This is a genomic window from Actinomycetes bacterium (genome assembly GCA_035489715.1).
GTDB lineage: Bacteria > Actinomycetota > Actinomycetes > JACCUZ01 > JACCUZ01 > DATHAP01.
Genome location: DATHAP010000120.1, coordinates 1 through 8,908, shown reverse-complemented (window position 1 = coordinate 8,908; position 8,908 = coordinate 1). Strand labels below are relative to the sequence as shown.

General features: G+C 72.5%; 8 protein-coding genes and 1 tRNA gene. 3 read left to right on the top strand and 6 right to left on the bottom strand.

The window, feature by feature from the left end:
• Nucleotides 1-355: 355 nt before the first annotated feature.
• Nucleotides 356-432 (bottom strand) — tRNA-Met (locus VK640_09380).
• A gap of 125 nt (nucleotides 433-557) precedes the next feature.
• Nucleotides 558-3,488: a UPF0182 family protein gene (locus VK640_09375; GenBank protein HTE73396.1), complete on the bottom strand. Its 2,931-nt coding sequence runs from the start codon at nucleotides 3,486-3,488 to the stop codon at nucleotides 558-560.
• 162 nt (nucleotides 3,489-3,650) lie between these two features.
• On the opposite strand from VK640_09375, the gene VK640_09370 reads away from it, so the two are divergent.
• Nucleotides 3,651-4,196, top strand: coding sequence for a PPA1309 family protein (locus VK640_09370; protein ID HTE73395.1), 546 nt, complete (start codon nucleotides 3,651-3,653; stop codon nucleotides 4,194-4,196).
• 34 nt (nucleotides 4,197-4,230) lie between these two features.
• On the opposite strand, the gene VK640_09365 is transcribed toward VK640_09370, so the two are convergent.
• From VK640_09365 to VK640_09350, 4 genes are all read right to left on the bottom strand, one after another.
• The gene (locus tag VK640_09365) at nucleotides 4,231-5,271 is read right to left on the bottom strand and encodes a PDZ domain-containing protein (protein ID HTE73394.1); all 1,041 of its coding nucleotides are present in this window, start codon (nucleotides 5,269-5,271) and stop codon (nucleotides 4,231-4,233) included.
• A 46-nt stretch (nucleotides 5,272-5,317) separates the two neighbouring features.
• Nucleotides 5,318-5,539 (bottom strand): hypothetical protein, encoded by a 222-nt coding sequence (locus VK640_09360; GenBank protein ID HTE73393.1) that lies wholly within the window; start codon nucleotides 5,537-5,539, stop codon nucleotides 5,318-5,320.
• An 81-nt stretch (nucleotides 5,540-5,620) separates the two neighbouring features.
• Complete coding sequence (locus VK640_09355) at nucleotides 5,621-6,055, bottom strand: molybdenum cofactor biosynthesis protein MoaE (protein HTE73392.1); 435 nt, start codon at nucleotides 6,053-6,055, stop codon at nucleotides 5,621-5,623.
• Entirely contained in the window at nucleotides 6,055-7,161 is a 1,107-nt protein-coding gene (locus VK640_09350) for an NAD-dependent epimerase/dehydratase family protein (GenBank protein HTE73391.1), read from the bottom strand. The genes VK640_09355 and VK640_09350 overlap by 1 nt, the downstream gene beginning before the upstream one ends.
• Nucleotides 7,162-7,288: 127 nt before the next feature.
• Between VK640_09350 and VK640_09345 the strand changes: the two genes are divergently transcribed.
• Nucleotides 7,289-8,707 (top strand): zinc-dependent metalloprotease, encoded by a 1,419-nt coding sequence (locus tag VK640_09345; GenBank protein ID HTE73390.1) that lies wholly within the window; start codon nucleotides 7,289-7,291, stop codon nucleotides 8,705-8,707.
• The coding region (locus VK640_09340) for an NUDIX hydrolase (protein ID HTE73389.1) at nucleotides 8,704-8,908 on the top strand (205 nt) is incomplete at its 3' end. The genes VK640_09345 and VK640_09340, both read left to right, overlap by 4 nt.

The following is an 8,908-nucleotide window of genomic DNA, read 5'->3' as shown; positions in this document are numbered from 1 at the left end:
GCCAACGAACTGGGTCCCCGCCATATGCCAAGGTCAGTCCACCAAGTCGCCAGCGTCAAGCAGTCGGAATTCGAGCTGACGTCGAGACTTACCTGTGGGTCAGCCGCTCGTTGATCCAGATCATCGGCGTCACTCGTCTGGCGCATGGCCGTCGGACAACGACCCAGAGGTCAAGTCGTCTCGCGACGCAGGATCCGGGGAGTGCCTCCGCTCACGTCCGGCCGAGTCCGATCGCGACTTCAGCTTTCGTCTTGGCCGAATCGCTCGTGGGGACTGTTGGCGTGCGCTGCCCACATCGAGCCCACACAGGACGAGGGCCATGATCATTGATCATGGCCCTCGTCCTGCACCTTCTTGGTAGCGGGGGCAGGATTTGAACCTGCGACCTCTGGGTTATGAGCCCAGCGAGCTACCGAGCTGCTCCACCCCGCGTCGCGCCCACCAATCTACCTGCCGCCACAGGGCCCGGCAAATCGGTGCGCGGAGGTCCGGCGCCCGGCGCGGTCCACCTGGCCGACATGGCCGGGGTGCTCGAGTCGGTGCCTGTGACCCGCGGGTCAGCCCGAGGGCGTGGCGCTGCCGGCCGGGCTGGGCGACGCCGAGCCCGTCGCGGTGGCCGACGGGCTGGCGCTGCCCGACGGCGTCGAGGTCGTGGCGCCGGCCTGCTGGGCCGCCACCGCACGGTCGACGGCTTCCTGAAGCGCCTGCTGCGCCTCGCCGTAGGCCGTGAAGTCGCCGTTGGCGAGCGCCTCCTCGGCGTCCTGGATCGCCTGCTGCGCGTCGGCCAGCGCATCGGCGAGCGCAGCGTTCTGGTCCTCCTGCCCGCCGGGCGGCGGCGCGGTCGTCCCATCGTCGGGCGGCGGGGACACCCCGCCCTGCTCCTCGAACAGCGAGTCCAGCGCCTGCTCGAGGGTGTCCTCGAAGGCCACGTCATTGCCGAACGAGACGAGCACCTTGCGCAGCAAGGGGAACGACGTCGCGGACTCGGACTGCACGTAGACGGGTTCCACGTAGAGCAGGCCGCCGCCGAGCGGCAGGGTGAGCAGGTTGCCGTACTTCACTGTCGTGCCGCGCTTGAGGATGTTGATCTCCTCGGCGACGGTGTCGTCCGACTCGAACGCGTTCTGCACCTGCGAAGGGCCGTTGATCTGCAGGGACCGCGGCAGCTGCAGGACCCGGAAGGTGCCGTAGTCCGGCCCCGGGTCGGCATTGACCGATACGAATGCCGCGAGGTTCTCGCGCTCCCCGGTCGGGACGTACGTCGACGTCAGCGAGTACGTCGCCTGGTCCTGGCCGGGCATGCGCAAGGTCAGGTAGTAGGGCGGCTGCGGGCCGGGGTCGGGAGTCTGCGTCGTCGGGTCGTCCGGGGTCCGCCAGAAGTCGGAGCCGCTGTAGAACGTCTGCGGGTTCTGGACGTGGTAGAACGCGAGCAGCTCGCGCTGGACCTTGAAGAAGTCCTCCGGGTAGCGCAGGTGGGCCAATAGCTGATCGCTGATCGCTGACCGCGGTTCGACGGTGCCGGGGAAGGCGTTCTTCCAGGTCTCGAGCACCGGGTCCTTGGCGTCCCAGGTGTAGAGCGTCACCTTCCCGGAGTAGGCGTCGACCGTCGCCTTGACCGAGTTGCGGATGTAGTTGACCCGGTCGACCGGCGTCACGATGCCGGTGGTCTCCGTGGTGCGCGAGTCGGCGGTCACGTCGCCGAGGCTGCTGCGCGTGGAGTACGGGTAGCCGTTGCTGGTCGTGTACCCGTCCACGACCCACTGGATCTTGCCGTCCGCGACGACCGGGTACGGGTCGCCGTCGAGGGTCAGCCATGGCGCGACCTTCTCGACCCGCTCCTTGGGGTCACGGACGTAGAGGACCTTCGAGTCCGACTGGATCCGGTCGGAGAGCAGGAAGTTCGGCTCCTGGTACTTCATCGCGAAGAGCAGCTTGTTGAACGCGCTCCCCAACGGCACGCCGCCGCCACCGCCGTAGCGGTTGTTGCGGATGCCCGAGGGGGCGGAGTCGTCCGGGTAGTCGAGCTCGACCGGCTTGGACCCGCCGACGATGCTGTAGGTGGGCGACTCCTGGCCGAAGTAGACCCGCGGCTGGTAGTCGGTGATCTCGCCGATCGGCGGGATGTCGGAGGAGACGAAGGACGGTCGGCCGCCGTCCGTCGTCTCCTCACCGAGGGCGGCGACGAACCCGAAGCCGTGCGTGTAGACCGTGTGGTCGTTGATCCAGTTCCGCTGGGCCTCCGGCACACCCTGCAGGCTCACCTCACGCAGCGCGGCGACGACGTCGCGCCGTTCCCCGTCGAGGGTGTAGCGGTCGACGTCGAGAGAGTCGGCGAAGTCGTAGTACTGCCGGAACTGCTGAAGGTTCTTGAACGTGGGGCTGAGCAGGGCCGGGTCAAGCAGTCGCACGTTGGCCGTCGTCTCGGACGCGGCACGCAGCTCCTCGTCGGATGCGGTCGTCGCCGCGCTGTAGTCGCGGATCTGCACGTCGTCGATGTCGTAGGCCTGACGCGTCGCCTCGATGTTGCGCTTGATGTACGGCGCCTCCTTGTCCGCCTGGTTGGGAGTCACCTGGAAGCGCTGCACGAGCGCCGGGTAGATGCCCCCGACCAGCAGGGCCGACAGCAGCAGCAGCCCGACGCCGATTCCCGGCAGCAGCCACGTGCGCCGGACGATGTTGGCGAAGAACAGGCCCGCGCACAGGAGCGAGATGATCGCCAGGATCGTCTTCCCCTGCAGCACCGCGTTGACGTCGGTGTAGTTGAGGCCGGTGAAGTCGGCCTTGCCGATGCGATGGCCGCCGACCGCGAGGCCGTAGCGGTCCAGCCAGTAGGCGATCGCCCGCAGCAGGACGAACAGCCCCATCAGCACCGACAGGTGCACCCGGGCGGCCGGCGTCGCCCGCTCGCCCAGCAGCGCCTGCAGGCGGAGCCCGCCGTACAGGTAGTGCGTGACCGCCGCCGCGATCAGGCACACGACGACGGTGGCGAACGCGAAGCCGAGGACGAAACGCCACCACGGGAGGTCGAACGCGAAGAACGACACGTCCTTGCCGAACTGCGGGTCCTCCTCGCCGAAGTCCACACCGTTGCGCCACTGCATGTAGACCCGCCACTCACCGGCGGCGGACGAGCCGGCGATCAGGCCGAGCAGGGTGCAGATGACAAGGACGACGACACGCTTGTAGGGGTCCAGCGCCATCCGATAGCGGTCGAGCTCCTGCTGGCCGGGGATCATCGCCTGGTAGGCCGGCCGGGTGCGGTAGGCCACCACGAAGTTCACCGCCACGGCCGCCGCGAAGAGGATGCCGAAGAGGAAGAACAGCAGCGCCTTGACACCGAGGGTGCGGGTGAACACCGAGGAGTAGCCGACCGAGCGGAACCACAGCAGGTCGGTGTAGAAGCCGGTGAAGATGCTGAACGCGATGAGCAGGCCACCGAGGATCGCCAGGGTCGGCAGCAGCACCCGGTTGCGTCGACGGGCGGTCATCACGGGGCGACGGGGAGGGTTCCCCGAGCCCGGCATGTCGAAGCTCACACACGTTCCGTTCGGTCGGGCCGGGTCACCGCCGGCGGCGGGCTCGTCGGCTCAACTTACCGACCAGGGGGGTAGTTCCCGCACGGCAGAGCGGGCGGGGGAAGGATCTGGGCCATGACCGGACTCGCCGAGCCTGCGAACCCCCGCGCCAACCGGCGCCTGGACGCGCTGACCCTCGACGTCGAGCGGCACGCGGCGCAGGCGGGCTGGGACCAGCCGACCCGCCTCTACGCGCTGGTCGAGACCACCGACCTGCTGCGCCGCGAGCCCCAGCTGGCCGAGCAGGTGGGCGGGTCGGACGAACCGGGCGGGCTCACGCCGGTGGATCAGGGCGACCTCCCGGAGCACGCCTCCATCGAGGAGCTGCTCGGGGGCATCGCCTGGCCGCCGGAGGTGCTCGGCTCGGCCCTGTGCGTCGAGCGGCTGATGGTGCCGCCGGACGCGGAGAAGGACATGCCGCAGGACGAGCAGGACGCCTTGCGCTGGCTGGCCGAGCACCCGCAGCGGCAGGAGGTGCGCATCGTCGCGTCGGTGCTGCGCGACGGGTCCCGCAGCTGCGCCCTGCGGATGCGGGCGCACGACGACGAGACGTCGGTGCTCACCGGCCCGGACCTGGTGCCGGGTCTCTCGGCTGCGCTGGCCGCCACGCTGGCCGACTGAGCCGGCCGGGACCAGCTGCTCTCAGTGCCCGGCGTCAGCAGCGCGGCAGACCCTGGGTGCGGCCCTCGGCGAGCTGCTCGAGCGAGCTGACCGCCGAGGACAGCGTCCGCGCCTTCACCAGCCGCAGCCCGTCCGGCACCGTCTCCTTGGCCTCGTCGCAGTTGCCGGCCGGGGCCAGGAAGACGGTGGCACCTGCCCGTTCGGCGCCGAGCATCTTCTGGGTGATGCCCCCGATGGCGCCGACGTGGCCGGTGTCGTCGATCGTGCCGGTGCCGGCGATGTGCGCGCCGTCGGTCAGCGACCCGGGCGTGAGCTTGTCGACGATGCCGAGCGCGAACATCAGACCGGCGCTGGGGCCGCCGACGTCCTCGAGGGAGATGTCGACGGTGAACGGGTAGTCGGCCTCGTCCCGGGTGGTGATGCCGACGATGGCCCGGCCGTCCTCGGCCCGCTCCGTGGTGACGGTCTCGGTCCGCTCCTCGCCGTCGCGCCGGACCGTCACCCGCACCTCGTCCCCCGGGTCGTGCGCGGTGATCAGCTCGCGCAGCTGGGTCCCGCCGGCCACCGGGGTACCGTCGATCGCCACCAGCTCGTCGCCGGTCTCCAGCTTGCCGCTCGACGGTGATCCCTCGGGCACGTCCTGCACGAACGAGGTGATCTCGACCGGGATGCCGAGCTCGCGCAGGGCGGCCGTCGTCGCGTTCTCCTGGGAGTCACGCATCTCGGCCGCGCTCTCCTTCTCGGCCTCCTCGGCGGTTTCCCCCGGCGGGTAGACGGTGTCCTCGGGCACGATCGCGATGCCGTCGTCGAGCCAGCCCCGCAGGGCGGTCACCAGCCCGAGCTGGCTGCCCGGCCCGCCGAGCACGTGCACCGTGGTGAGGTCGAGGTTGCCGCTCACCGGATAGGTCTCGCGCCCGTCGATCCGGATCAGCTGGGTCTTGCCCACCGACCCGAGCGTGTCGGTCACCGGCCCGGCCTCGAGCGCGACGTACGGCACCGGCAGCAGCGCGGCGATCGCCGACAGCAGCACCACGAGGAACCCGGCAACGGCCAGGGTGAGGGTGCGACGCGACACGAGGGGAGAGCCTAGGGGACGTCAGGCACTGTCGCGGGGCGCGACGTCAGGCGCTGTCGCGGTGGTGCTCCAGCGCATGCTGGTCCGACGGGGGCCGGGGGTCGGGCACCCCGTCGTGGCGGCTGTCGAACGCGGCCTGGAACCGGCGGTGCGCCGCCACGGTCTCGTGGGTGTCCGCGCGCGGGCGGGTGCGGGTGGCCCAGGCGACCCACAGCAGGGCCAGGGCCAGGGCCCCGACCGGGATGGTGAGCCAGACGAGCGCAGACATCGGACCTCGGGTGTCGCAGGCGGGCGGTTCAGCCGGACGTACCCCGAGGATAGTCGCCCGGGGCGCCGGAAGCCGGGATGTTCAGGGCAGGCCGACCCATTCCTCGTCACCGTCGGCGAAGACCTGGTGCTTCCAGATCGGCACGCGCGACTTGAGCTCGTCGATCAGCGCCCGGCAGGCGACGAACGCCTCGCCGCGGTGGGTGCAGGACACGGCGACGACGACCGCCAGGTCGCCCACCGCGAGGTCGCCGACCCGGTGCACGGCCGCCACCGCCACGACCTCGTGGGCGGCGGCGACCTCGCCGGCGACGGTCCGCAGCTCGTCGAGGGCGGAGGGGTGCGCGGAGTAGCCCAGGTCGGTCACCGACCGGCCGCCGTCCTGGCCCCGGACGGCGCCGACGAACACCGCGGTGCCGCCGGCTGCCGGGTCGGCAACGGCCCGGAACACCTCGTCCACCGAGAGCGGGGTGTCACGGATGTCGAGCAGCCGGACGACCTGCTGTCCGGACGACATCAGGCCCGCCGCTTCCGACGCGCGATCCGCACCAGGGCGGCGGTGCCGACGACGGCGACCGCCGCGCCGGCGCCGATGGTGGCGTCCCGCTTGCCCACCCTGCGGGCCGCGACCGCGTGGTGCCCGCTGACCTGCTCGAGGAGCAGGCCCAGGGCGGTCGGGTTGTCGTACGTCGCCCGCCACCCTGCTGCCTGCAGCCGGCCGCTGGAGACGACCCAGGGGTGCATGACGTACTGCAGGTCGCTGGCCGGTGCCGGGATGATGCCCAGCCGGTGCAGCCGCTCGGCGGTGCCGAGGGCCAGCGAGGCCGGCAGCTCGATCCGGCGGAGACCCGAGACCAGCTCGACGTCCTCCTGCTCCATCCAGCCCTCGCAGGCGACGGTGACCGTGCCGCTGACCTCGCCGACCGCGGCCAGCTCGAGCGCAGCGACCAGGTCGTCGACGTGGCAGAACTGCCAGCGCGGCCGGCTGTCCCGCACGACGAGCAGCCGCGGCGCCTCGAAGTGCCGGGTGAAGACGCTGTCGACCCCGGGGCCCACCAGGGCGGCCGGGCGCAGCACCGTGACCTCGAGGCCGAGGTGGCTGCGCGGGGCCGCGCGGGCCAGCCGCTCGATCTCCAGCCAGTCCGACAGCAGCCCTCCGTCGGGCACCGCGCGCAGGGGGGCGTCGTCGTCGAGCGGCACCGGGTTGTCCGGCTGGGCGCCGTACACCATGGCCGAGGTGCACAGCACGACGCGGCGGACGCCGCGCGCCGCGGCCGCGGTGAGCACGGTCTGGGCGGCGCGGACGTTGCGCTCCCCCCTCGCCCGGGCGTCGCCGTCGAGCGAGGCGTCGAACGCGAGGTGGACCACGGCGTCGACCGACGAGAGACGGGTCGCCAGCGACGGGTCGCAGACGTCGAGGACCCGCCAGGTCACCCCGGGGACGTCGCCTCGGCGGGCGTCCAGGCCCACGACCTTGGCCACGTCCGCGCGCTGGGCCAGGCGGGCGACCAGCGCGGCGCCCAGACCCTCGGCGGCCCCGGTGACGGCGATGACCGGGCCTTTCGGCCCTCGGGTGCGCCGAGAGCGAACGGCCGGCTCGGCGGCCTCGCTCGGGGAACTCACCGCGGCCCCGGACCTGTTGGACCGGTGGCTACGGTGGACGGCACGGCAGTCATGGTGCACCCATCCTGCCAAGTCCGCGCACCGCAGCACGACACCCGCACGATCGACCGGACGCGAGGCTCTTGCGATGAGCAACTTCCCCTTCGGCTTCAACCCCGGACCCGAGGACGGCGGCGAGGGCGAGCGCCCCTCCGGCGACCAGCCCTCGGGCGGGACGCCGGCCGGTGGCGCACCCACCGACCCGTTCGCCGCGATGCTCGGCGGTGGCGGCGGTGACATCGGTGCGGCGCTGCAGCGCCTCGGCCAGCTGATGTCGTGGCAGGGCGGGCCGGTGAACTGGGACCTCGCCCGCGACGTCGCGCGCCAGGCGGTGGCCGCCAGCGAAGACCGGTCGGTCACCACGTCGGACCGGGAGCCGGTGCTCGACGCCATGCGCCTCGCCGAGCTGTGGCTCGACGAGGCCACCGCCTTCCCCAGCGGCGCCACGGCGGTCGCCGCGTGGAGCCGGGCCGAGTGGGTCGAGGCGACGCTCCCGGCCTGGCGCGAGCTGGTCGACCCGGTCGCCGGGAAGGTCGTCGACTCCCTCGGCTCGATGCTCACCGGTGAGGGCGGCCCGCTCGCCGGCGGCCTGCCCGGGATGGCCGGGCTGCCCGCCGAGCAGATGGCGGCCATGTCGCAGATGGCCGGCCCGCTGCAGCAGATGATGCGCAGCATCGGCGGCGCCATGTTCGGCACCCAGCTCGGCCAGGCGATCGGCTCGCTGGCGGTCGAGGTGGTCGGGTCGACCGATGTCGGGCTGCCCCTGGCCGGCGCCGGGCGAGCCGCCCTGCTGCCCGCCAACGTGGCGGTCTTCGGCGAGGGGCTCGAGGTGCCGGCCGACCAGGTGCGGCTCTACCTGGCCCTGCGCGAGGCGGCGCACCACCGGCTGTTCGCGCACGCTCCCTGGCTGCGGGCGCACCTCGTCGACGCGGTCGCGGCCTATGCGCGCGGCATCACCGTCGATGTCGGCCGGCTCGAGGAGGCCATGGGCAGCGTCGACCCCACCGACCCCGAGTCGCTGCAGCAGGCGCTGACCGGAGGCATGTTCGAGCCCGAGGACACCCCCGAGCAGAAGGCCGCGCTGCTGCGGCTCGAGACCGCCCTCGCCCTCGTCGAGGGCTGGGTCGACGAGGTGGTCGACGCAGCAGCCAGCCCCCACCTGCCGGCCTCGTCGGCCCTGCGCGAGACGGTCCGCCGCCGACGGGCCAGCGGCGGCCCGGGCGAGCAGACCTTCGCGTCCCTCGTCGGGCTCGAGCTGCGGCCGCGCCGGCTGCGCGACGCCGCCGCCCTGTGGCGTGCCGTCCTCGCGGAGAAGGGGCAGGACGGCCGTGAGTCGCTCTGGTCCCACCCTGACCTGCTGCCGACCGCCGACGACCTGGACGACCCCGAGGCGTTCGCCCGCGGCGGCTCCGCGCCCCTCGACCTGTCCGGCCTCGAGGACACCGAGGCCCCGCCGGAGCCGCCGCATCCGGGTGACGAGGGGCCGTCGGGGCCGTCGGCTCCGTGACGGGTGCTGCCGGCGTCACCCGCCTGCACGCGAGCGCGCTGGAGATCATGCGCGGGTGGGTCGCCCCCGACGACGACCAGGACGAGCTGCGGAGGGCGTACGTCCGGCACCTGCTCGACCACGACGACGGGATGCTGGTCACCTGCCTCCCGGCCCACCTCACCGCCAGCGCGCTGGTGCTCGACGCGGCCGGCCAACGGG

Excerpts from the sequence above, each read along its gene's own strand:
- VK640_09345 (HTE73390.1), top strand. The coding sequence starts at position 7,289 with ATGAGCAACTTCCCCTTCGGCTTCAACCCCGGACCCGAGGACGGCGGC.
- VK640_09355 (HTE73392.1), bottom strand. The coding sequence starts at position 6,055 with ATGTCGTCCGGACAGCAGGTCGTCCGGCTGCTCGACATCCGTGACACC.
- VK640_09360 (HTE73393.1), bottom strand. The coding sequence starts at position 5,539 with ATGTCTGCGCTCGTCTGGCTCACCATCCCGGTCGGGGCCCTGGCCCTG.
- VK640_09375 (HTE73396.1), bottom strand. The coding sequence starts at position 3,488 with ATGACCGCCCGTCGACGCAACCGGGTGCTGCTGCCGACCCTGGCGATC.
- VK640_09370 (HTE73395.1), top strand. The coding sequence starts at position 3,651 with ATGACCGGACTCGCCGAGCCTGCGAACCCCCGCGCCAACCGGCGCCTG.